At 60.1% G+C, this 22,918-nt stretch carries 20 protein-coding genes; 11 read left to right on the top strand and 9 right to left on the bottom strand.

What is annotated here, in order from left to right:
- Positions 1-235: 235 nt before the first annotated feature.
- Together ACYQ11_RS14385 and ACYQ11_RS14380 are read right to left on the bottom strand one after the other, a co-directional pair.
- Positions 236-901 (bottom strand): transposase, encoded by a 666-nt coding sequence (locus ACYQ11_RS14385; RefSeq protein ID WP_459924496.1) that lies wholly within the window; start codon positions 899-901, stop codon positions 236-238.
- Positions 902-1,005: 104 nt separating this feature from the next.
- The gene (locus ACYQ11_RS14380) at positions 1,006-1,707 is read right to left on the bottom strand and encodes a pseudouridine synthase (protein ID WP_459924495.1); all 702 of its coding nucleotides are present in this window, start codon (positions 1,705-1,707) and stop codon (positions 1,006-1,008) included.
- Between the two features lie 264 nt (positions 1,708-1,971).
- Here ACYQ11_RS14380 and ACYQ11_RS14375 point away from each other — a divergent pair, with 264 nt between their 5' ends.
- The 3 genes from ACYQ11_RS14375 to ACYQ11_RS14365 are packed head-to-tail and all read left to right on the top strand — an operon-like array spanning position 1,972 to position 3,532.
- Complete coding sequence (locus ACYQ11_RS14375; RefSeq protein ID WP_459924498.1) at positions 1,972-2,079, top strand: hypothetical protein; 108 nt, start codon at positions 1,972-1,974, stop codon at positions 2,077-2,079.
- Positions 2,080-2,099: 20 nt separating this feature from the next.
- Complete coding sequence (gene truA / locus ACYQ11_RS14370; protein ID WP_459924494.1) at positions 2,100-2,846, top strand: tRNA pseudouridine(38-40) synthase TruA; 747 nt, start codon at positions 2,100-2,102, stop codon at positions 2,844-2,846.
- A 14-nt stretch (positions 2,847-2,860) separates the two neighbouring features.
- Positions 2,861-3,532 (top strand): HAD family hydrolase, encoded by a 672-nt coding sequence (locus tag ACYQ11_RS14365; RefSeq protein ID WP_459924493.1) that lies wholly within the window; start codon positions 2,861-2,863, stop codon positions 3,530-3,532.
- Between the two features lie 338 nt (positions 3,533-3,870).
- Here ACYQ11_RS14365 and ACYQ11_RS14360 read toward each other — a convergent pair whose 3' ends face one another.
- The 3 genes from ACYQ11_RS14360 to ACYQ11_RS14350 all read right to left on the bottom strand — a co-directional run bounded on the left by ACYQ11_RS14360 (position 3,871) and on the right by ACYQ11_RS14350 (position 7,630).
- Positions 3,871-5,691: a chloride channel protein gene (locus tag ACYQ11_RS14360; protein ID WP_459924492.1), complete on the bottom strand. Its 1,821-nt coding sequence runs from the start codon at positions 5,689-5,691 to the stop codon at positions 3,871-3,873.
- Between the two features lie 106 nt (positions 5,692-5,797).
- Complete coding sequence (locus ACYQ11_RS14355; RefSeq protein ID WP_459924491.1) at positions 5,798-7,111, bottom strand: aminotransferase class I/II-fold pyridoxal phosphate-dependent enzyme; 1,314 nt, start codon at positions 7,109-7,111, stop codon at positions 5,798-5,800.
- 240 nt (positions 7,112-7,351) lie between these two features.
- Positions 7,352-7,630 carry a PxxKW family cysteine-rich protein gene (locus ACYQ11_RS14350; protein WP_459924490.1) on the bottom strand — a complete coding sequence of 93 codons (279 nt, stop codon included), beginning with the start codon at positions 7,628-7,630 and terminating at the stop codon, positions 7,352-7,354.
- A 248-nt stretch (positions 7,631-7,878) separates the two neighbouring features.
- Between ACYQ11_RS14350 and ACYQ11_RS14345 the strand changes: the two genes are divergently transcribed.
- On the top strand, positions 7,879-8,868 hold the full coding sequence (locus tag ACYQ11_RS14345) for a KpsF/GutQ family sugar-phosphate isomerase (protein WP_459924489.1): 990 nt from the start codon (positions 7,879-7,881) through the stop codon (positions 8,866-8,868).
- Positions 8,869-8,949: 81 nt separating this feature from the next.
- On the opposite strand, the gene map is transcribed toward ACYQ11_RS14345, so the two are convergent.
- Complete coding sequence (map, locus tag ACYQ11_RS14340) at positions 8,950-9,840, bottom strand: type I methionyl aminopeptidase (RefSeq protein WP_459924488.1); 891 nt, start codon at positions 9,838-9,840, stop codon at positions 8,950-8,952.
- A gap of 183 nt (positions 9,841-10,023) precedes the next feature.
- Between map and ACYQ11_RS14335 the strand changes: the two genes are divergently transcribed.
- Both ACYQ11_RS14335 and ACYQ11_RS14330 read left to right on the top strand, forming a co-directional pair.
- The gene (locus ACYQ11_RS14335) at positions 10,024-10,512 is read left to right on the top strand and encodes a TIGR00725 family protein (protein ID WP_459924487.1); all 489 of its coding nucleotides are present in this window, start codon (positions 10,024-10,026) and stop codon (positions 10,510-10,512) included.
- Positions 10,505-11,146 (top strand): DsbA family protein, encoded by a 642-nt coding sequence (locus tag ACYQ11_RS14330; protein WP_459924486.1) that lies wholly within the window; start codon positions 10,505-10,507, stop codon positions 11,144-11,146. Before ACYQ11_RS14335 ends, ACYQ11_RS14330 begins: the two co-directional genes overlap by 8 nt.
- Positions 11,147-11,161: 15 nt before the next feature.
- On the opposite strand, the gene ACYQ11_RS14325 is transcribed toward ACYQ11_RS14330, so the two are convergent.
- Together ACYQ11_RS14325 and ACYQ11_RS14320 are read right to left on the bottom strand one after the other, a co-directional pair.
- On the bottom strand, positions 11,162-12,271 hold the full coding sequence (locus ACYQ11_RS14325; RefSeq protein WP_459924485.1) for an FIST signal transduction protein: 1,110 nt from the start codon (positions 12,269-12,271) through the stop codon (positions 11,162-11,164).
- 45 nt (positions 12,272-12,316) lie between these two features.
- Entirely contained in the window at positions 12,317-12,517 is a 201-nt protein-coding gene (locus ACYQ11_RS14320) for a hypothetical protein (protein WP_459924484.1), read from the bottom strand.
- A gap of 339 nt (positions 12,518-12,856) precedes the next feature.
- Between ACYQ11_RS14320 and ACYQ11_RS14315 the strand changes: the two genes are divergently transcribed.
- From ACYQ11_RS14315 to ACYQ11_RS14295, 5 genes are read left to right on the top strand one after another with little or no spacing between them, the layout of a single operon-like run.
- Positions 12,857-14,152, top strand: a complete 1,296-nt coding sequence (locus ACYQ11_RS14315) for a TolC family protein (RefSeq protein WP_459924483.1) — start codon at positions 12,857-12,859, stop codon at positions 14,150-14,152.
- A gap of 10 nt (positions 14,153-14,162) precedes the next feature.
- Positions 14,163-15,278, top strand: coding sequence for an HlyD family secretion protein (locus tag ACYQ11_RS14310; RefSeq protein ID WP_459924482.1), 1,116 nt, complete (start codon positions 14,163-14,165; stop codon positions 15,276-15,278).
- Positions 15,279-15,283: 5 nt separating this feature from the next.
- Positions 15,284-17,254: an ATP-binding cassette domain-containing protein gene (locus ACYQ11_RS14305; RefSeq protein WP_459924481.1), complete on the top strand. Its 1,971-nt coding sequence runs from the start codon at positions 15,284-15,286 to the stop codon at positions 17,252-17,254.
- Positions 17,251-18,405: an ABC transporter permease gene (locus tag ACYQ11_RS14300; protein WP_459924480.1), complete on the top strand. Its 1,155-nt coding sequence runs from the start codon at positions 17,251-17,253 to the stop codon at positions 18,403-18,405. The genes ACYQ11_RS14305 and ACYQ11_RS14300 overlap by 4 nt, the downstream gene beginning before the upstream one ends.
- The gene (locus tag ACYQ11_RS14295) at positions 18,402-19,547 is read left to right on the top strand and encodes an ABC transporter permease (protein ID WP_459924479.1); all 1,146 of its coding nucleotides are present in this window, start codon (positions 18,402-18,404) and stop codon (positions 19,545-19,547) included. Before ACYQ11_RS14300 ends, ACYQ11_RS14295 begins: the two co-directional genes overlap by 4 nt.
- Positions 19,548-19,568: 21 nt before the next feature.
- Here ACYQ11_RS14295 and ACYQ11_RS14290 read toward each other — a convergent pair whose 3' ends face one another.
- A complete protein-coding gene (locus ACYQ11_RS14290) occupies positions 19,569-22,910 on the bottom strand; it encodes a PAS domain S-box protein (RefSeq protein ID WP_459924478.1) in 3,342 nt (1,113 codons plus the stop codon).
- Between the last annotated feature and the right edge of the window lie 8 nt (positions 22,911-22,918).

Here is a 22,918-nt window from a genome sequence, read left to right as displayed (position 1 = left end):
TTTTTGTTTTCGACCGTCTTGACCTTGTTCTTTGTTCCCGTGCTGTCCTTTGTTGTCGAAACGTCAAAAAAGGTAAGACAAACACAACTAGCGGCCCTGGGGAAACACACGTCCGTCCGTCTCCCGACCATGGTGGAGACGCGCGTCCGTACGCCTCTACATCATTTTCGGGTGCGGGTGCGGGTTGATTTTATGTGTGATTCGTTTCTCACCCAGGCCATCATTCCTGTAATGATCACCCACTGTATAATGTATCCTTTGCCCAGCCATCAATATTGGTTTCAATATATTGTCTGATATTCAGATATTCGTTTTCGCTGCGGATAATATGATCATGAAACCGGGTCTGCCAGATTGCCTGTCCCGGGGTTCCCCGGAATGTATTGATTCGTTTTGTAACCGATGATTTGAAACCGGCAACAAACGACGAAATCGATTTGGGGGATCGATACGCCACGCCATGATGTGACGTTGGAACATATTGTAGAGACGCACGGTTGTGCGTCTCCCGGCCACGCAGAGGCGCACCGCCACGCAGAGACGCACGGCCGTGTAGAGACGCACGGCCGTGTAGAGACGCACGGCCGTGCGTCTCTACACCGGAATCACCGGCATCGGCATGCATGATCCGCACAAGACCATGGATATGATTCGGCATGATGACATAGGCATCACAAAATAATTCCTGACGGATTTCAAATGATTTTTTCCATTCATCCAAGGCAATGGCACCCATTTCAGACAATACCATGTCATGGCCGTTGATATCTCCGAACAGATAACGGCGTCCTTCTGTGCAGATGGTTATAAAATATGCTCCCTGCCTGGCATAATCCCATCCCGTTAATCGCGCGGAGGGGACACGGTATGTGTTTTTGTATTTACCCGGTTTATCGAACATTTCCATTTCCTTCGGTGTTTATTGCCGTCGGATTCATTCCCATTTATTTCACGGCACCGCAATGCGTAGAGACGCACGGCCGTGCGTCTCCCGGCCGTGCGTCTCTACGAACCGGAATGAATCCCCAGTTTTTTTATCTCCGTCTCGGTCAGATGACGCCACCGGCCGGGTTTGAGGGTGCCGAGGCGGATGTGGGCGATGCGGATGCGTTTGAGGGTGACGACGGTGTTGCCGCGGGCTTCGACCATGCGGCGGATCTGGCGGTTTTTTCCTTCCTTGAGGATGATGGTAAAGGCGTTGCGGTCAAGGCGGGTGACAATGCAGGGGCGGGTGACGAACTCGGGCAGGGTCATGCCCGCGGCCATGGCCCGGAGGTCTTCGTCGCTCAGGGTGTTTTTCACGGTGACCCGGTATTCCTTTTCGTGTTCGAAGGAGGGGTGGGACAGAAGGTGGTGAATCCTGCCGTCGTTGGTCAGAAGAATCAGGCCTTCGGAATCCTTGTCCAGACGGCCAACCGGGTAAAGCCGTTGGGGCAGGTCGATGAAATCGAGCACGATGGGGTCATGGCGCTTCCGGCAGGAACTTTCCACGTTCACGGGTTTGTGGAGGGCGAGGTAAACGGTCTCTTCTTTGATGCGGACCACCCGGCCCCGCACGGCCACCGTGTCCTTTGCCGCATCCACCTGGGTGCCGGGGGTGGTCACCACGGCCCCGTTGACCCGGACGTCCCCCCGGGCGATCAGCTCTTCCCCTTTTCGCCGTGAACACACCCCGGCGGCGGAAAGAAATTTCTGTAAACGCATCATCGTCATCGTATCGGTCCTCTGCCCCTTTTTCGCCACTCTTTAGCAGAACCCGGCCAAAATATCCACCATGCCCTGTTCATTTTTGTCATGTTCCTGCCGATATAGATATTCGGACTTGTCATTTTTACGGCAACCGTCTATAGATGTTCACAATATTAATGTTTAACGAACAGGATGTGACCCATGCTATCCATGTCATCCGGCATCACCTGCCCCAAATGCAGCGGCGAGCTTTTTCTTCGCCGAACCTGAAAGAGCGTCTTTCTGACCTGCAGGTCCTGCAAGTCCCGATACACCAGCGACGATTTCGCCCATCTGATCAACGACTACCTGGAAGATCAGCTGGCCAACGTGTCCTGCAACCGTCTGTGACGAACTGCATCCCCTGATTCATGCCCACGCATTTCAAACTCATCATCGAATACGACGGAAGCGCCTTCCACGGCTGGCAGATTCAACCGGACCTTCCCACCATCCAGGACGAGATCCAGCGCGTGCTTCGCACCATGACCCAAAAGGACATCATCGTTCACGGGTCGGGGCGGACCGATGCGGGGGTCCACGCCCTGGGCCAGGTGGCCCATTTTTCCTGCGACACCCGGATCAGCGCCAACCAATTCCGGCTGGCCCTCAACCAGATGCTGCCCGGCGGCATCGTGATCCGCGAATGCCGGACGGTGGACGCGTCCTTTCACGCCAGGTTCAGCGCCAAAGGCAAAACCTACCGCTACCTTATTCTCAATGACCCCGTTCCCCGGGCCGTCGGGCGGCATTACCACTGGCACATTCACCGCCCCCTCGATGTTCCCGCCATGCAGGCGGCGGCCGACCACCTGGTGGGGGAAATGGATTACAAATCCTTCGAAGGCACGGGAAGCCCCCGGGAAAGCACGGTCCGGCGCATCAGCCGGGCCTCTGTGCTGCGGGACAGCGAATGGGTGACGGTGGAGGTCAGCGGCAACGGGTTTTTGAAATTTATGGTGCGGAACATCGTGGGCACCCTGGTCGACGCGGGTCTTGGCAAGCTGAGCCCTGACGAGTTCAGGGACGTGATTGCGGCCAGGGACCGGAAACGGGCCGGCGCCACGGCACCGCCCCAGGGACTGTTTCTGCTCAAGGTGGATTACGACCCGCACTGAAAGGATCACGCGCCATGGCTTTTTCCCCCTACAACGCCGTTGTGTTCGACCTGGACGGCACCCTTCTGGACACCCTGTTCGAACTGGGGGATCTGTGCAACCGGGTCCTTGACAGACACGGGTTTCCCACCCACCCGATCGACCGCTACCGCCATCTGGTGGGCGACGGGGCTGAAGTGCTGATCAAACGGGCCTTGGGCGAGGCGGCCGAGCCGGGCACCGTCCGCCGATGCCTTGAGGACTACCTCTCCCTTTACCGGGACGTCTGCGGTGAATATGCCCGGCCCTATCCCGGCATCACCGATCTGCTCGACGCTCTGACCGCCCGCGGCCTGCCCCTTGCGGTCTTGTCCAACAAGCCCCATGACCTGACCCTTAAAAACATCGCGATGTTCTTTCCGGACATCCCCTTCCACCCTGTGCTCGGCCAGCGGGACACGGTCCCCAAAAAGCCCGATCCCAGGGGGGCCCTGGAGATCGCAGAGCGCTTGGGGATCGATCCCGGCCGCATCCTGTACCTGGGCGACACCGCCGTGGACATGACAACCGCCCTGTCGGCCGGCATGCTTCCGGTGGGCGTTCTCTGGGGGTTCCGGGACGAGGCCGAACTGCGACGCAGCGGGGCGGCGTTTCTTCTATCGCACCCGCGTGAGCTTCTGTCGCTGATCGACAACAGGCCCTCCTGATTCACGGCTTTGCATTGTTTTCCTGTGAACGCGATCGTCGTTTTAGACATTTGTCGGGTTTCGTCCCTCAACCCGATCTACGAGGGTCGGGCGTTTCGGGGGAGCGGTGTGCACGGGAGAAACTATTTGAATGGTAGGTCAAACATCAAGGACGCTTTTTCCCCGGGCTTTGCCCGGTCACCCATTTTCATTTTCCTCTGTGCCTTTATGTCTCCGTGAGAAAACCAAAAACCCGTTTGTCAAACTTTTCAAAAGTTTGCCCCCGGAGGGTCGTTTAAGACAGAGGGCGCACGCCGTGCGCCCCTACGTGATGGGCGAGGCCTCATCCATCAGGCCCATCAGGAATTTTTCAGACGTTCAATCTGCCGGTTGTAGGTGGCGATGACGGCACGGCGGTCGAGCATGCCGAGGAGGACGCCGTGATCTTCGTCCTTGACCACGGGGAGGCTGTCGATGTTCCGGGTGGTGAATTTCTGGAGCACGGTGTTCAGGTCTTCGGTGGGGGTGGTGACGATGATGTCCGTGGTGGCCAGATCCATCATGACGATCAGGGGTTCGATTTCCTTTGAAAAAATCACCGACCTTATATCTGTTGAGGAAAAGATGCCCACCAGGCGTTCGTGTTCATCCGTGACCGGGAAGTAATGCTGCTTGGTTTCCGAAAAGAACACCTTGAACTTGGAAAAGGGCATGTCCTTGGGGACACAGGTGGCGGGCCGGATCAGGACGTTAAGGTCCCGGACCTTGATTTTCTGGAGGATATCCACCATAAATTCCCCGGCGTGGGCCGCCGAATCCACCTTGCTTTTCACCTGGTTTTCAAAAATCGTCCATTTCTGGGACAAAAGGTAGGCCACGGAGCAGACCAGCAGACTGGGCAGCAGCAGCCGATAGGAATTGGTCATCTCGCTGACGAAGATGATGGTGGAAATCGGCGTGTTGGACACGGCGGTGAAAAACCCGGCCATGCCCACGATGACAAAGGCCGACGGTTCGGTGACCACCTGGGGCATCACCGTGTTGAACAGCTTGCCCACAGCCCCGCCCAACGCGCCGCCGATGACGATGGACGGACCGAAGACGCCGCCGCTGCCCCCGGAGCCGATGGAAAAGGAGGTGGTCAGGATTTTTCCGAAGGCCAGGGCCAGAAGGGCCACGATGCCGACCTCACAGTTCAGGGCTTTTTGCACCGCACCATAGCCGAAGGCCAGGGGCGAGACGTGAAGCAGTGCCCCGCAGAAAAAAAAACCGATGATTCCCGTGAAAAGTCCGCCCAGGGCCGGTTTGAGGGCGCTCGGCATGGGGAGTTTCTTGAAAAGACGGGTGATGCCGTAAAAGACCTTGATATAAAGGATGCCGGTCAGAACCAGCACCAGGGCCAGCACCAGATAGGGCCCGAGTTCCAGGGGGTTCTGGAACACAAAATTCGGGGCGTGGAACAGGGAGCCCCAGCCGTAGACCAGACAGAACACGCAATAGGCGATGACCGACGCGATCCCGGCGGGGATGATCACCTCCGATTCAAATTCGGGATCACGGTACAGCACCTCGGCGGCGAACAGGGCCCCGGCCAGGGGAGCCCGGAAGATACTGCCGACCCCGGCGCCGACCCCGGCGGCCATCATGATGCGCCGTTCCCGGTCCGACACCTTGAGCCGGGTGGCCAGAAACGAACCGAACCCCGCCCCGATCTGGGCGATGGGGCCTTCACGGCCGCCGGAACCGCCGCTGGTCAGGGTCACGGCAGAGGCCAGGGTTTTCACGAAGGGCACCCGTCCCCGGATCACCCCGTTCTTGTTGTGGTAGGCGTCGATGGCCGCATCGGTGCCGTGGCCTTCGGCTTCGGGAGCGAAGGTGTAGACCAGAAGACCGCTGATCAGGCCGCCCAAAGCGGGAAGAAGCATCAGGATATACGGATTGAAGGGCGTGTTCGACGGCGGGATCAGGCGATGCTCACCGGCGGGGGGATCGGGACGAAAACCGGCCAGAAGATCCATGAACACATGCATGCCCAGTTCGCAGAGGTAGTGAAACGCCACGGAACCCAGCCCGGCCACCAGCCCGATCAGGACAAAATAGGACATCCATTTGCCCACGTCGACCAGATCCGACGTGCTTCGTTTTGCGTTTTCACCGGACCGTTTTCTTCGGAAAAACAACCGTCTGTCCCTCCCCTGCATTCGAGTCGTGAGCCCGCGAGCCGCGGATGTCGGGGTGCATGAAAAAAAGGTTCCCGGCACCGTGCCGGCGCCGGGAACCCACCTTTCAGGACAGGTCTTTCACACCCTGAAGCACCGTGTCGAACAGAACCTCGACATCGTCAAGATCAAGGCAGGAGAACGCCACGCGCAGGTCCCGCTCGCCCAGGGCGATCAGACCCACACCGTAGTTGTCAAGCAGATGAACCCTCAAGGTTTCCGCATCCACGTTCTTGAGGCGGATACACATGAAGTACCCGGAATTGAAGGGGTAAACGTCCCAGGCATCCTTGTATTTGGGGTTTTTCAGCACCTCTTTGACCCGATTGGCCCGGGCTTTGAGGGTGTTGAACTTTTCCTCTTTTTCCGCCTGGTAGCGGGGATCTTTCATGGATTTGAGCACGATGGTCTGGCCCAGGTGCGAGCAGTTGGAGATGTTGCCGCGCACGCATCCGGCGGTTTTCTTTTCCAGGGCCTCGTAGACGGGAACGGGATTTCCGGCGATTTTCGTGCCGTAGGTGATGAAGCCCACCCGCAGCCCCCAGACGTAATTTTCTTTGGTGGCGCCGTCGAGTTTGACGGCCAGAAGGTTTTCATGGCGGTCGCACAGCTGGGTGAAAATCGATTCCTTCATGGCATCGTCTTCGAAAAAAAGCCCGAAATAGGCGTCGTCGGTCACCGCGATCACCTTGGTGCCGCCCTCGGCGACCCGGGTGAGAATATCGGCGATCTTCCGGCCTTCGTCATGGGTGGCCGTGTAACCGGTGGGGTTCTGGGGAAAGTTCAAAAGGACGATGATCTTGTCCCGCTTGGAAGCCTCTTCCCGGACCTTGGCTTCGAAAGCCTCGAGGTTGTAGCCGCCCTGATCGGAAAACAGCTTGTATTTGCTGATCACGACGCCGTTTCTGACGCTTAAGATCATGTTGTAGTTGCCCCACATCATGTCCGGCAGAATCACCACATCGCCCGGATTGGCCCACACATCAGCCACCACGCTGATGGCGTGGGTGATGCCGCAGGTCACCACGGGCAGGCTGGTGGTCTTGCCGGCAAGGGACGGATTCTTTTCGTACTGGGCGTCCTTCCAGGCCTGGCGCAGGGCCGGGATCCCGAACGACGGGGCGTAGGTCAGGGATTCCTCGGGGGGAATGGACCCCATGTCGATGGCATCCATCACCGAGGGAAGAAACATGATTTTCCCTTCTTCCTTGGCGATCCCGATGGTGGCGTTGAGTTTATGGGCCTTCTGCTTGGCCTCGGCGGACTGGCTCAGAATCCCCTTGGGGAAAAACAGATTTTGCCCCACACTGGAAAGCATCTCGAAGGTTTTGGGGTTACCGGCGAGGATGTCGTCATTCAGTTGTTTGGCCAATTCGTTCATATGTGTCTCCTTGTGTCGTTTATCTGGCCATAACGCCCGAAAGGCCCGGCCAGGGATCCAAAATTAATTAACGATTCGACGCTTTGCCGTGAGGAACGGCCATACGGCAGAGGCACAGTAAAAAAAACCCCCGTTCTTATGGAACAGGGGTCAAAAATCAGGTCTACCAACCGGACAACGGCACAGACTTCAGGCCTGGGCGTTGTGCCCATCCTGAAAAGGCGCCGACACGGTCGCCCCTTATTTGTGTCCGCGTTTGGACGCCTTGATGGGGTTGATCTTCTGTTTTTCCTCAACCTTCACGTTGCTCACGTGGGTGGCCAGGTTGCAGTTGCCCAGACGCCATTTGGCTGCGGGGTCGGGCTGGGACTGGCAGTACTGTCGCGACGCATATTCGATAATCCGTGCACACCCCTCACACTGGGGAACGATGGGCTTGCAGACATTGCCTTCATAGGAACAGCCGTCCTTGGTCATGAACGGACATTCGACACCATTTCTTACCGTAGTACAAAGCATCTGACACACTCCTCTATCAGGTATGGATAATGAGCCTGATTATATAAACAATATGATCATGCTGTAAAAAATTAACCTGATACTTATAATAGAATTGTTTGATCGTTGTCAAACCCAAAATACCCTGACCGACCGCTTTGTGGGATTTTATCTTGATTTTTATGCCGGGACCTGAAAAATTAAGCCGACATGACGGTCCCGTATCGGGACCCATGACGGACAACCCCCAATTGCAAGGAAACGCGCCCATGATTCTCGACCAGGCCGCCGAGGTTCTCACGCTTGAAGCAAACGCCATTTTAGACCTGATTCCCCGCCTGGACGAGAGGTTCGTCCGCCTGGCCGAACAGATCGCGGCCTGCAAGGGCCGGGTCGTGTTCGCCGGAATCGGAAAATCCGGTCTGATCGGCCGCAAAATTGCCGCCACCATGAACAGCACCGGAACCCGGGCCTTTTTCCTTCATCCTGTGGAAGCCATGCACGGCGATCTGGGCATGCTCGGCCCGGAGGACATTTTCATCGCCCTGTCCAACAGCGGGGAAACCGAAGAGCTGAACATCCTCCTGCCCAGCGTCCGGGAGGCGGGCTGCCCCATCGTCGCCTTCACGGGACGACCCCAATCGACCCTGGCCAGTCAGGCAGACCTTTTCATCGACGTGGGCGTTGCAAAGGAGGCCTGCCCTCTGGGCCTGGCACCCACCTCGAGCACCACGGCCCTCCTGGCCATGGGCGATGCCCTTTCCGTGGTGCTGATCAATCTCAAGCAGTTCAAGTCCACCGATTTCCGGAAATTCCACCCCGGCGGCCGCCTGGGTCAGCGCCTGTCGTGCACCGTGGACGAGCTGATGATCGCCTCGGACAAAACCCCCCTGGTCTGCGAAACCGCCACGGTGGCCGAGGCCCTTTCCGTGATGGACCGCCTGCGGCTGGGCATCGTCCTCGTTTCGGGACCGGCCCTAACCCTCAAAGGCGTCCTGACCGACGGCGACGTCCGGCACCTTTCGGCCCGCAAGGCCCTGGATCACGCCCTTCCCGTCACCGGCGTGATGACCCAAAATCCCAAACGCATTGCCGCAGGCAGCCCGGTCTACGACGCCCTGAACCTGATGGAAGCCCACCAGATCACCGTGCTGCCCGTCACGGATCAGGACAACGTGATCCTGGGCGTCCTGCACCTCCACGACATTCTGGGCAAGGGCCAGTTCAAATACACCGGCAATCCGACGGCCACAGTGTAGCGTTTGACGGCTTCGTAAAACGTCCGATTTAGCGCTAAAGCTTCACTTCGTGTCTGCGTTGTGCGTCATCCCTGGAAATCGCTACCAGAGCCCCAGCGGTGTCAGGCTTTCGTAGCCGTCGTCGGTGACGACGATGGTTTCCTCGAACTGGGCGGACAGAGACCCGTCGGCGGTGACGGCGGTCCACTGGTCGTCGAGGATGTAGAGGCGGGCTCCGCCGAGGTTGATCATGGGTTCCACGGTAAAGACCATGCCGGGTACCATGGGAATGCCCTTGTGACGCTTGCCGAAGTGGGGCACCTGGGGGGCTTCGTGGAAGTCCAGGCCCACCCCGTGGCCGATGAATTCCCGGACCACCGAGCAGCCTTCGGCTTCGGCCAGGGTCTGGATGGCCCAGCCGATATCGCCGATGGTATTGCCCGGCTTGACCATGTCAAGACCGGCCTTGAGGCATTCACGGGCCACGCCCACGATTTTTTTTGCGTCGGGACCGGGCGTCCCCACGAACAGGGTCTGGTTGGCGTCGGCATAGTAGCCGTCAAGGATCGAGGTGATGTCGATGTTGACGATGTCGCCGTCTTCAAGAATCTGGTCCCCGGGAATGCCGTGGCAGATCACGTCGTTGACGGATACGCAGACGCTTTTGGGATAGCCTTTGTAGTTGAGGGGAGCGGGCACGGCGCCGCGGCTGACGGTAAAGTCGTGGACAAAGGCGTTGATCTCATCGGTGCTGATGCCCGGCCTGATCATTTCCGCCGCGCGCTTGTGAGTTTCAACCACAAGGGCCCCGGCTTTTCGGATCCCTTCGATGTCCCTGTCCTTTTTCAGACGGATGTCGTATTTTTTCCGGTAGTAGGCGTCCAGATTCACGGGTATGGGAGTCTCCCTGCCTTCACAGCATTTCTTGTATTTCAATCCGCTGCCGCAGGGGCACAGATCGTTCCGGCCAACTTTAATGCTCACTTTTTTCATGGGTTTGACGTTGCCGCCCTTTCACACCACGGTTCCGCCGGACGCTCCCGACGCGATGAAAAAAAGGGGGGATTGCGCTTCCCGGCTTGAAGAATCCTGGAATTCGATGTATCGTCATGGTCAAAAAAACGGGGTGATTATAACAAGTGCCCCGATTAAATCAAACACATTTCAGGGGAAAAAATGAAACGAACACCAATCATCGGCGTCATGGGCGGGGGGAACGCGGACTTCGACACCCTGGCCAAGGCTGAAACGCTCGGGGGACTCATCGCGGAAAAGGGCTGGGTTCTGCTCAACGGCGGACGGTGCACCGGCATCATGGAGGCCACGGCCAAAGGGGCCTTTGAAAAGGGCGGCATCACCGTGGGAATCCTGCCGGACAGCGGGACCGAAGGAGCCTCCCAGTACATTCGCATTCCCATCGTCACCGGCATGGGCCACGCCCGAAACACCATCAACATCCTGTCCAGCGACGTGGTGGTGGCCTGCCCCGGCGGCGCCGGAACCCTGTCGGAAATCGCCCTGTCCGTCAAATGCGGAAAACCCCTGATCCTGTTCGGTTTTGACTCAGGCTCCGACCTGGCGGTCCTGATGACCAACCAGGGCATGGTCATCGCCCAAAGCCCCGAGGAGGTCATCGAAAAGATTGAGGGGCTGATCGGTGGATAGACAGATCATCTATGCCGGAGACCCTCTGTGCGCATGGTGTTACGGCTTCGGCGAGGTGTTCGAAACGGTCCGGGAAACTTTTGGGGACCGGGTGCGTTTTTCCATGATCATGGGGGGTCTCCGGGTTGACGCGTCCATTCCGGTCTGCGAAAAAATCAAAACCCTGCTCCGCGACAACTGGTCTGCGGTGGTCCGGCGCACCGGCCGGACCATCGCCCTTGACCGCATCGACGAGCTGCCCGACGGGGACTACAATTCCGAGCCGCCCTGCAGGGCCGTGGTCGCCGTCCGAACCGTGGACCCGGACCTGGCCTTTGACTACTATGCCGCACTTCACCGGGCCTTTTACCTGTCCATGAAAAACATCAACGATCCCGACTGCCTGGCCGACGAGGCCCAAACCCTGGGGATCGGCCCCAAAACCTTTTTCGATCTGTTTCACGCCGAGGCCGTCATCGAAGAAACCCGGCGGGATTTTGGTAACGCCCGGCAGGCGGGGGTTCTCGGTTACCCGGCCCTGATTCTCAAGGATTCAAACCAATGCCGGGTCCTCAACCAGGGCTACCAGCCCCTGGACCGGATCCTCACCGGCATCGACGCCTGGCTCACCGGCGGCGTCCTGTCCCCGTTCTAGAACGACTGTCCCCCATCACCCGAAGACCAGCATGGTGGCGGTCTGATTGATGTGACCGATGAAAGCTTCACCGTAGGTGCTGAACCCAACGGTGGGGATGTGTTTGAACACGTCGGCGTAGGCCTGACTCTGCCCCCGTTTTTCAAGATCAAGGGTCCGAAGGATGCAGTTGAAATTGATAATGCCGCGAATCGTCCCCATGTCCCTTTCTTTTTCACGGAGGGCCGCTTGCGTTTCCCGGACGATGTCCGTGGACTCCAGCACGGCCAGCTCCATGCCTTCCATCATGTTGCAATAAAACACCACATGGCCGTCTTTGATCTGCTGGGGGCTCCGGACAAAGGGGACACCGCCCGCCAGAAGCCCCAGGGGGTTGACCATAAAACGGTCTTCGAGGCCCGTGACGGTTTCGCCCAGGGCGTCGGCGTAAGCCTGGGCCGCCGGCTTGCCGTCGAATTCCAGAACTTCACGTTCCGCAGGGTTGGACCTTGTGACCGTCAGGGTCTTTTCAGTGACCGTGAAACTCTGGGTTTTGATGAACCCGAAGGGCAAGGACGGTTTCATGAGGGCCAGAACCGCCGCGTGTTCATAGGTCTTCCCCTGGGCCGAAACAAAGGTTTTCTGAAATTTCAGGTCATCCCCGGCCGAACCGCCGATAAAGGTGACGTTGGTCAGGTCTCCGATTTTGTCCATCAGGGCTTCCTCGGCCCGGCTGAGACCGTCCATCAAAATCAGCCCCACGTAGCGTTCATGGTCCATGACGCCCATGGACCGGCCGAAATGTTTTTCGAAGCCGTCAAAGGCCCGGGCCACATCGATCGTCCGGTCGATGTGCTCAAGCACCTCGATATGCATGTCCGCGATGGCGTCTTCGTGAAAGGCCATCGCCACCACGGCGTTTTTCAGCATCTTCCCGCTGATGATCTCCCCGGACGTGGAACAGCCCAGGCAGAACGCCTTCGGAAAGGCCTGGGCGAGCCCCGAGGCCAGCGCGGCATGGTCATACGACGACGATGCGAAATAAATCAGGGTATGCACGGCGCCATCCCCCACCTGACGTTTCAAGTCGCTTGCCGCATCGGACGGTGAGGATAAGGTGGAACAGGCGGTTTGAATCAGTTGCATGGGATACCTCCATCAAGACATGAATGGTTGAATAAACGTTATGGGTCAGATTACAATGCCCATTTCCGATGCGATCTGCCGAAGTTTGGTGATCACCTCCGGGTCATCCGGCGAGGTCGCCGTGAACTGATCCGGGTTCAACCCCTTGAGAATAAACTTGGTTTTGGTGGTCATCACCAGGGTGGGGTTGCCTTGGGTTTTCTTTTCGATAATCTTGTCCATCATCTGCTTGATTTTTCCTGCCATAATCTCCTCCGTGCCGGAAGGGCGTGACGGCGAAAAGCCGATTTTTGAAACGAAAAAGCGAAAAACCTGATTGATGTCATATGACGGGTGGATGGGGCAAACGGCAAAACACGTCTAAAAAGATAAAAGATTTTGACCGTTCCTGTCAATTGCCTTTTCTACGCCTTTTTACAGATCGGCTTTACACGCTGTAAAAAGGCGCCGCCTCACCGTTGAAGAAAAAACAAAACCCGAAACCTCAATCGCCCCGTCAACCCGCCCCTCACGACACCGGCCGCCCTTTCTCCGATCCGGCATGAAAATTGATATACGAGATGCCCGGAAAAAGGAGTCTCTGTCATGAAACACCGTCTGTTTTTCGTTCTTGTCTTTCTGATCATCCGCCCGCCCCTGGCCGCTGTGGCCGAAACACTCGAAGACGCCTGGATCGACGCTCTGGCCCACGATGGACGGATCCAATCCGCCGAGGCCACGGTCATGGCGGCCCATGAAGACCTTCTGGCGGCCCGGGCCCTTCGTTATCCCTCGCTGAACGCCCGAGCGGCCTTCACCGTGTTCGACAAGGGACCCGCCACCTCGGTCAGCCTGCCCCTGCTTCCGACCCTGACCTTTCCCCTGCTCGAGGACGATCGGGTTCTGGCCTCCCGGCTGAGTGTCTCGGTGCCCGTGATAACCTTCGGAAAAATCTCGGGAACCGTCAAGGCATCGGCTTCGGCCGAACGCGCGACCCGGGCCGACGCCGCCCGAACCGTTCAGGATATCAAACTCCAGGTGGCCGAGGCCTATGTGGCGGTGCTTCGTGCGCGGGACGCCCTGGCCGTGACCCGGAGCAACGTGGCCGCCCTTTCGGCCCATGGCGAGGATACCCGAAGGGCCTTCGATCAGGGGCTGGTGCCCGAAAACGATGTGCTGGCCGTCACGGTGGCCCTGGCCCAGGCCCTACAGCTCGAACTCCGGGCAAAAAACGCCGTGGATCTTTCAAGCGCCGCCTACAACCGCCTGCTGGGACGGCCCCTCACCGAAGAGCCTGTCCTTGCCGACCTTCTGCCCGGACCCGATCATCCGGACGAGGCGGCCTGCCAGACCCTGATCGACCGGGCCCTTTCCCTCCGTCCGGAACTCAGGGGCCTGTCCGACCAGGCAGAGGCCTTTGCCCACAAGGCCGGCAGTATCCGGGCCTCGGCCCTGCCCCAGGTTATGATCGGCGGAAGCCTCTGCCGTATGGACCAGACCCTGCTCGACGACGACACCTTCTGGATGGGAACGGTGGGGCTGTCCTGGGATTTGTTTGACGGGGGCGTCATCCGCCATCGTGCCCGATCCGAGGACCGCAAGCGCCTGGCCGCCGAGCATCGGCTCCGCGACGCCCGAAGCCTGATCAGCCTCCAGGTCCGTCAGGCCTTTCTTGACCTCAGGGAGGCAAGACTGCGTATCACCGTCACCGAAGGGGCCCTGGATCAGTCCGAGGAAAACCTGGCCATCACGAAAAACCGCTACGCCCGGGACATCGGCAGCAACACCGAGGTCCTTGACGCCGAAACCGCCCGGCTCACCAGCCGGATCAATCACACCAGCGCGGTCTATGACGCCGTCCTGGCCGACCTGAGACTGAAACGGGCCACGGGCGAACTATAAGGGGGGTTCCATGACGATCCACGTCGACAAACGCTATCTTATCCTGATCATCGCCGCTCTGGTCACCGGGATTCTGGTCTACATCGGCATCACCATCATCGTCCGGGACAGTGCCCTGCCCCCGGGTCTGATTCTGGCCAACGGGCGTATCGAAGGCGACACCCATGTGGTGGCCACACGGATGCCCGGACGCATCGGCGCCATGATGGCCCGGGAGGGCGATCGGGTGGCCTCGGGTCAGATCCTGGCCCGGCTCGATGATCCTCAGCTTGCGGCCAAAGCCGACCAGGCCCGGGCCGCAGCCGCCGCCGCGACGGCCCGGTATGAAGCGGCCGAAGCGGCCCTGGCGCTGTTGAAAAACGAAGTCAAAATCCAGATCGCCCAGGCCGACGCCGGGACGGCCCATGCACAGGCGTCTCTTGACAAGGCCCTGGCCGCCGAACGTCAGGCGGCCAGGGACGCCGGGCGTTTTTCTTCTCTCGCCGGCGACGGTTCCATCGGCAGGCAGGCCGGGGAAAAGGCCGAACTGGCGTGGACGGCGGCCCGGCATGACCTTTCCATCGCCCGGGCGGCCTTGGTCGTGGCCGAAAAAAACCGCGAACAGGCCGCCTTGGGAGACAGACGGATCACCGCCAGGCAGGCCGAGGTTCGGGCCACCCTGGCCCAGCGTGACCAGGCCCGGGCCGTGCTTGACGAAATGAACCGCCTGATCGACGATCTGACCATCAACGCTCCGGCCAAAGGGATCATCACCACACGGATTTCCCATCCCGGCGACGTGGTGGCTCCCGGCACGCCCCTTTACACCCTGGTGGATCTGGATGATCTGTATCTCAAAGTCTATGTGGCTGAAAAGGACATCGGATCGGTCCGTCTGGATCTTCCGGCCCGAATCTACGTGGACGCCCTGCCCGACCGGCCCTTTGACGGCAGGGTGCGCTTCATCGCCCACCAGGCCGAATTCACGCCCAAGGAGGTCCAAACCCCGGATGAACGGGTCAAGCTGGTCTATGCCGTCAAAATCTATCTGGACGACAACCCCGACCACGCCGTCTCCCCCGGCATTCCCGCCGACGCCCTGATTCGCTGGGACGAGGCCGTGCCCTGGGTCCGGCCCCGATGGTGATCGTCATGAATGATCATCCTGAAAGCGCCCCGCTGATCGAGGTCAGCCATTTTCAAAAAGCCTACGGGCGGACCCCGGCGGTTCGGGACATGGATCTCGTGGTCCGCCCCGGGGAGATTTACGGCCTGATCGGCCCGGACGGCGCCGGAAAAAGCAGTCTGATGAAAGCCATAGCCGGGGTGCTGACCTATGACGCCGGCCTGATCCGTGTGTTCGGCCTTCCGGTCGACTCGGAGCGGTCCGCCGAAAAAATCAAACCCCGCATCGGATTCATGCCCCAGGGCCTGGGGCTGAACCTTTATCCCGAGCTGTCCGTCGATGAAAACATCGATTTTTTCGCCCGGCTGCGTCTGGTGCCGGAGGACGATCTTGCACGCCGCAAGGACCGCCTTCTTACCATGACGCGCCTTGATCCCTTCCGGGACCGCCCCATGAAAAACCTGTCCGGCGGCATGAAACAGAAACTGGGCCTGATCTGCAGCCTGATCCACGAACCCGATCTGATCATCCTGGACGAGCCCACCACCGGGGTGGACCCCGTGTCCCGCCGGGATTTCTGGGCCATTCTCACCTTTCTCCTCCGGCAGCGGGGCATGACGGCTCTCGTTTCCACCGCCTACATGGAAGAGGCCACACGGTTCCACCGGGTGTCGTTGATGCACGAGGGACGGACCCTTTCCCAGGGCGACCCGGATCAGGTCACGGCCCGGGCGCCGGGCATCATGGCCTCCCTGACCGCCGAACCGCCCATGGCGGCGCTGGCCCGCCTCACCCGTCGCTACGGTCAGGTGGAAACCCTGGGCAACCGTTTCCGGGTCTTTCTGGACAACCAGAACGAAACGACCGCCCCCGAGCACCTCACCCAAACCCTGTCGGGCCTTGACGTCCGGGACATCCACACGATGGAGCCGGAACTGGAGGATGTGTTCGTCCATCTGATCCAGCCGCCGTCTGCGGCACCAAAAAACAAAAACGAAAGCCTGCCCGATCCGGCCTTGCGGTCTTGCGGAACCGTGACAAAAACTCCGGACGGATACGCCATCGAAGCCCTTGATCTGGTTCGGGATTTTGGAGGCTTCCGGGCCGTGGACCGGGTGAGTTTTTCCCTGGCCTACGGAGAGATTTTCGGTCTTCTGGGCGCCAACGGGGCCGGAAAGACCACGGTGATCAAAATGCTGACCGGCATCCTCAGCCCCTCGTCGGGCCGGGGCATGGTGGCCGGAGCGGACATGGGCCGGGCCGGACAGGAGATCCGTCGGCGCATCGGTTACATGTCCCAGGCCTTTTCCCTGTACACGGATCTGACGGTCATGGAAAACATCCGGCTGTATGCGGGCATCTACGGCCTGGACCGAAAAACCGCCGCCGAACGGGCCCGCTGGGTTCTTGACATGGCCGAACTGGCCGGGCACGAAAAGGCCCTGGCCGGAAGCCTGCCCATGGGCATGCGCCAACGGCTGGCCCTGGGCTGCGCCCTGGTTCACCGGCCCCAGGTGCTGTTTCTCGACGAACCCACCTCCGGCGTGGATCCCCTGGGACGGCGTCGCCTGTGGGACACCTTTTACCGCCTGGCCCGGGAAGACAAGGTGGCGATCCTCGTCACCACCCATTACATGAGCGAGGCCGAGCACTGCGATCACCTGGCCCTGATGTTTGACGGCCGTCTGGTGGCCGACGCCGGCCCGTCCGCCATGAAGCGGGATCTTGAGATTTCGGCCGGATCACTTTTGGCGATCGGTACGGATCAGCCCTACGCCGCCATGGACCTGCTCGAAGCCGGCGGGATAGAGGGCGCCGCCCTTTACGGGAAAAAGATCCATCTTCTGTCCCATGACACGGAGGCCCTCATCGAGAAGATTAAAGGACTCTTCAAAACAAAAGGCCTTCGGATGACCTCGGCCGCGCGGCGGCCCCTGTCCATGGAGGATGTGTTCGTGAACCGGGTGCTGGCGTTGGAAAAGGAGAAAAAAGCATGAATCTGAGGCGGATCCGGGCGGTGGCCCACAAGGAATGGCTGGAAATCATGCGGGACCGGGTGTTCTTCGCCCTGGCCTTCGTGGTGCCCGTGGTGATGATGCTGCTTCTGGGCTACGGCCTGTCACTGGATGTGGAACACATCCCCTTTACCATTGTGGACCATGACAAAAGCGCCCTGAGCCGGGACTACGGTTACCGGTTCATCGGTTCGCGGTATTTCGATTTCATGGGGTATTGCGGCAGGGAACGGCAGCTGGACACCCTGATCGCCAAGGGGCGGATCCGGGCCGCCGTCGTCATTCCCCCCGGCTTCGAAAAGACCCTGACCGAAGGACGGGCCGTGGCCGTCCAGACCCTGATCGACGGCACCTTCCCCTTCCGGGCTCAGACCACCAAAGGGTATGTGATCGCCATCAACAGTGCCGCCGGCCGGGACATTCCGGCAGAGAGTCTCGCCCGCCGAAAGGGGCTTGCACGGTCCCGGGTCGAGGCCCGCCTCACGCCGGTCACCCTGGAAACCCGTTACCTTTTCAACCAGAGCGTGAAAAGCATCTGGTCCCTTTCCCCCAAGCTGATCATGCTGGTATTGATGACCTCGCCGCCCTTTCTCACGGCTCTCGGCATCGTCCGGGAAAAGGAAACGGGGTCGATCTACAACATCTACGTGTCCACGGTCAGCCGGTCCGAATTTCTCCTGGGCAAGCTTTTTCCCTACATCACCCTGTCGTCGGTCAACGCCCTTGTCCTGTTCATCCTGGCCACCCGGATCTTCGGCGCGCCGTTCAAGGGAGACCCCCTGGCCTTTATCCTTGCCACCTTCGTCTATGTGATCTGCACCACCGGCATCGGGCTTCTGGCCTCGGTCTTCGTCCGGACCCAGACCGCCGCCATGATCGTCACCTCCATCACCACCCTGGTGCCTGCGGTGCTGTACTCGGGGGTTCTTGTTCCCATCGCGTCCCTTGAAACCAGCGCCAAATGCCTGGCCCATCTGCTCCCTGCCATGTATTACACAAACATCGTCTCGGCGAGTTTCATGAAGGGGGCCGGATTGTCCCTGTTCTGGAAGGATCTTTTGATCCTTTCGGTCTACGCGGCGGGCCTGATGGCCCTGGGGCATTTTTTCTTTCACAAGAGGACACGCACATGAACGGAACAGGCCTGTCGATTTTTTTTAGGCGTCTCCGGGTGATGACCGGCAAGGAGTTTCTCCAGCTGGCCAGGGATCTGATTCTGTCCGCCTTCATCGTCTACGCTTTCACGGCGGACATCTACATCGCCGGGGCCGGGGTGAGCATGCAGCTCAAAGACGCCGCCCTGTTCGTACTGGACCAGGACCGCAGCGCCGCCTCAAGGGAACTGATCGGACGGTTCCGGCCCCCGGAGTTCCGGTTCCACGGCCTGCTCGATCACCCGGGCGAGGCCGCCCGAAAGCTCGATCACGGGGAGGCCATGGCGGTGCTCGACATTCCGCCTGATTTCGAAAAGAACCTCATCGCCGGGCGCCCCGCCGCCGTCCAGATTCAGGTGGACACCACCAATTCGGTCCTGGGATTCCTCGCGGCCGGATACGCCCGTCAGATCACCGAAGGCTTCGGCCTGGAAACCGCCCTGGGCCGTGAGGGCCTAAGCCGGGGAAACCTGCCGGTGATCCTCGACCGGCACCGGGTCTGGTACAACCCCAACCAGAACGACACCTGGTTCATGACCCTCTCGGAGCTTATGACCATCGTGACCCTGTTCTCCATTCTGCTGCCCGCCGCCGCCATGGTCCGGGAAAAAGAACGGGGCACCGTGGAGCAGCTGCTGGTCTCCCCCCTGTCCCCCGTCGAGATCATGCTGCCCAAGATTCTTTCCATGACCGTAGTGATCCTCGTCGGTTGCGGCATCAGTATCCTGTTCATCATCAAAGGGCTTTTCCACGTCCCCCTCACGGGCAGCCTCGCCTTGTTCTTCGCCGTCACGGCCCTTTACGTGTTCACCACGGCGGGCCTGGGTCTTCTGATCGCCACCCTGGCCCGGAACCTGGCCCAGGTGGGCATGATCACCGTACTGGTCTTCATCCCCATGCTGTTTTTGTCCGGCGCCTGGACCCCGCCGGAAGCCATGCCCGTCTGGATGCGCGCCGTCATGGCCGTCTCCCCCCTGCACTACTACATCGACACCGGGTTCGGCATTCTGCTCAAAGGCGCGGGTCTTGCCCTGCTCTGGCCGCAGATCCTCGCCATCGCCGCCCTGGGAAGCCTGATCTTCACCGTTGGGCTGGCCCGCTTCCGCAGCCAGTTTGGATGATGGGGAATCTTAACGGAAACGTCAGTGCCGTCCGCCCGGCTTTCCGTCGAGAACCTCACGGATTTTGAGGGCCAGGTCGTTGCGGGAGAAGGGTTTCTGGATGAACGAAACGCCGTCGTCGAGCACCCCGTGGTCGGCGATGACGTCGGCGGTGTAGCCGGACATGAACAGGACCGACAAACCGGGGAAGATGTTTGACAGGCGGTCGGCCAGTTCCCTGCCGTTCATGCCGGGCATGATCACATCGGTAATCAGAAGATCCACGGTGTCCGAAGCATGTGAAAACCGCTCAAGGGCCTCACGGGGGCCTGAGGCGGTCAGCACCGTGTAGCCCAGCTTCCGCAGAATCAGCGTGGCCATGGTCAGGATGGCCCGTTCGTCTTCGACCAGAAGAACGGTTTCAGAACCGCGGGCCCTGGGAAGATCGACGGGGGTCGGGCCCTCCGTTTCCGGAAGGTGCCCGCCGTGGGCCGGAAGATAGATGCTGAACACCGTGCCCGATCCTTTTTCGCTGTCTACCGTGATAAAGCCCTTGTTCTGACGGACGATGCCGTACACCGTGGACAGGCCCAGGCCCGTTCCCTTGCCCAGAGCCTTGGTGGTGAAAAAAGGCTCGAACAGCCGCTCCAGGGTGTCCTTATCCATGCCCTGACCGTCATCCCGCACGATGATCGCCACATAGTCGCCCGGAATCGCGCCGGGATGATCCCCCGGGGGCATCTCGGCCATCGATACACTGCGGGTTTCGATGGTGATCGTTCCGGTGCCGTCGATGGCGTCCCGGGCGTTGACACAGAGGTTGGCCAGGATCTGGTCGATCTGGCCGGGATCCATCCGCAGGGGCCGGAGCCTGTTCCCGGGCATCCAGACCAGGCGGATGTTTTCCCCGATGAGTCTGCCCAGCATCCGGATCATGCCCTCGATGGCCCGGTTGAGATCGATGATTTTGGGAGCGATGGTCTGTTTGCTGGCAAAGGCCAGAAGCTGCCGGGTGATGTCGGCGGAACGGCGGCCCGCCGACATGATTTCCAAAAGATCGTTTCGCAGGGGGTCATCGGGGGACAGACTGTCCAGCGCCAGTTCGGCATGACCCAGGATCACCCCCAGCATGTTGTTGAAATCGTGGGCCACCCCGCCGGCAAGCCGTCCCACGGATTCCATTTTCTGGGCCTGGCGGAGCTGGTCTTCCAGGGCCACGCGGTCGGTGATATCCAGATTGATGACGATGGCCCCGTCCACATCGCCCCTCTCGTCCAGCACCGGGGCCGTGTAGTTTAAGATGACGCGTTTCCTGCCGTCGAAGGCTTCAATCTCCAGAAGCTCGTCGACGATGGTGACCCCGTGACGGATGGTTTTGGAAAGGGCCCAGTCCTCCGCTTCGACCTTCTGCCGGGAGGGCAGGCGCACGGCCTTGAAAACCCCGTATTCTTCCAGCGCGACATGGGGTTCGGCGCCCCAGATTTTCACCCCCATGGGATTGCCCCGGATCAGCCGGCCGTCCTTGTCCGCAAACCACAGGCCGATGGGCAGAACCTCGAAGATTTTCTGAAGCCTGTTCTCACTCCGGCGCAGGGCTTCCTCGGCCCGTTTCCGGTCGCTGATGTCCACCACGCTGCCGAAAAAATACAGGGGCTTGTGGTCCGCGTCCCGCACCGCCGAGGCGTCGAGGATGCCGAAAATCTCCTTGCCGTTTCTATGGATAAAGGTTTTTTCCATGCGGTAGTGATCAATCGCCCCCTCGGCCAGAAGGCGCTGCTTTTTCAGGTTTTCCTCCAGAATCTCGGGCGCGGTGATGTCCCTGAGATGCCTGCCCGCGATCTCCGCCTGGCTGTATCCGAGCATCCGGCAGTACGCCTCGTTGGCGTGCTCGATCCGGAAATCCAGGGAAACCTTGGCCACGCCCACGCCCATGTGCTGGTAAATCCGGCGGAAGCGTTCCTCGCTTTCCCTCAGCGCATCTTCCCGCTGCTTGCGCTCGCTGATGTCGGTGGCGATGCTCAAAACGGCGGGCCGCCCGTCCCAGGTAATCAGCTTGGCCATAATCTCAAGGGGAAAGATCGATCGGTCCTTGCGGTAATGACGGACCTCGAAACGGGCCTCGCCCTGTTCGCTGATCTGCCGGAAACGTTCGTCCAGAAGTTCTTCGCTCTCCGGAACGTCCAGATCATGGAGGTTGACGGCCAGAAAGTCCCGTTCGTCCTCGTAGCCGTGAATCTGCCAGGTTTCCCGGTTGGCGAACACAAACCGTCCGGAGGTGTCGTGGATGGTGATGCAGGCCGGGGCGGCGTCGAGCATCTGGCCCAAGAGGGCGATGCGTTCTTCCCGCTGCTTTCGCTCGGTCAGATCCCGGCAGAAACAGACCAGCCGTCCGGCGCCCTCCTCGTCCAGCCAGGAGGCGGAAACCTCCACGGGCCAGGTGCTGCCGTCCTTGCGCCGGTGACAGACCTCGAACAGTTCGGAGCCGTTTTCGACAATGCGCCGGACCCGGGCCAGGATCTCCGACGAGACTTCGTCGGCGTCCAGGTCGGCGATGGTCATGCCGATCAGCTCGGTAAGATCATAGCCCGACATGGCGCCGTAGGCCTCATTGGCGTCGATGATCACCCCCTGGTCGTCGATCACGATAAACCCGTCGGCCGAGGTCCGGAGTATGGTGTCCAGATAGCGGGCGCCTGCCAGGACGGCCGCTTCGCTGTCTTTGAGTTTCCGGGCGTCGGAAAGACGGTGAAGGGCGAAGGCCAGGTCCCCGGCCAGATCGCGAAACAGACCCTGTTCCTCGTCGCTTCGCGCGTAATCCGGTGACACACACACCGAGAGAATGCCGAAGATGCTTCCGTCATGCTCCAGCCGGGTGCTGAACCCGCTGCGCTCCGAATAGGTCCCGGACAGGGGACAATCCGGGCATTGCACGTCCGGATTGTCGACGACGACCAGCACCCCCGAATCAAGCGTATGGTCCATACATCGGGTGAACCGGCCCTCTTGAAGGGCACGGGCCATGGGGGAAAATTTTCCCCCGAACCCGGCGGAGGCCGAGGCCGTTACCGTCCGGGCGTCACTGTCCAAAAGGGCGATCCAGGCGTTATCATATCCCAGGGATTGAATCAGAACGCGGCAGACCCGCTCGATCAGCCGCAGGGGATCGTCTTCGGCGGCCAGCAGCTGGTGAACCCTTCGGATGGTCAAAAGGATGTTTTTGATGTGTTCTGCCTGGGCTTCGGCCCGGGCCAGCCGGACCACCAAGTGTCCCTCGGTGCCGGCGATGGTGTCCACCTGACCGCTCTGAAGCGCCGCAAGGGCGCTCTCGGCGTGAGCCAGTCGGCGTTCGAGTTCCTCGTAGGACGGCTTGGAGCCCATGGGCATGGTCTTCC

This window comes from Desulfatiferula olefinivorans (genome assembly GCF_054657895.1).
This window is presented reverse-complemented; position numbering and strand designations above follow the sequence as displayed.